The sequence below is a fragment of the Jatrophihabitans sp. YIM 134969 genome (assembly GCF_054456675.1).
In genome coordinates, this window is sequence record NZ_JBTJEQ010000112.1 from 1 (window position 1) to 765 (window position 765).

Annotated in this window: 1 protein-coding gene; it reads right to left on the minus strand. The window is 75.2% G+C overall.

From position 1 onward, the window contains the following. Nucleotides 1–681, minus strand: a 681-nt coding sequence (locus tag ACXR2U_RS24090; RefSeq protein WP_458827626.1) for a wax ester/triacylglycerol synthase domain-containing protein, incomplete at its 3' end; no start/stop codon positions are given. Nucleotides 682–765 lie beyond the last annotated feature (84 nt).

Below are 765 nucleotides of genomic sequence, written 5' to 3' on the forward strand. Positions count from 1 at the left end.
GGCCGCGACGACGCCGCCCACCGCACCGGCGACCCGGCCGACCGCCGACCGCACGTCGGCGACCTCGGCCCGCACGACGTCGACCGCCCGCGCGGGCCGCCGGACCAGTTCGACGACCGCCTGGGCGACCAGTTCGGCGTCCCGCGGCTCGGGTTCGGGCACCCAGAGGTCGTCGGGTGGGTCGTGGGCGTCGGGGGTGGCGTCGAGGACGACGGTGCCGATGTCGATCGCGGTGACGCCGTCGACCAGTGCCTGGTGCGTCTTGGTGATGATCGCGACCCGGCCCGGTCCGGTGCCGGCGTCGAGCCCCTCGACGAGGTACATCTCCCAGAGCGGCCGGCTGCGGTCGAGCGGCCGGGACATGATCCGGGCGGTGAACTCGCGCAGCTGCTCGTCCGAGCCGGGGCGGGGCAGCGCGGAGCGGCGGACGTGGAACGTGATGTCGAAGTCGGGGTCGTCCACCCAGACCGGCGCGGCGAGGTTGCCGGGGACGGTCCGCACCTTCTGCCGGTACCGCGGCACGAGCGCGATGCGCGACTCGATGAGCCGCAGCAACCGGTCGTAGTCCAGGCGGGTGTCAGGCGCGGGGCTGAACGTGAGCAGCTCACCGACGTGCATCGGCGTCGTCGGTCCCTCGAGGTAGAGGAACGAGACGTCGAGCGACGAGAGCCGGTCGACCACGCCCCGATCCTGGCACGTCCGGCGCTCAGCCCGCGCGGCGGCGCCCCCGCGCGGGTCGGCCACGTCCGCCCCGTCGGCGCCGCG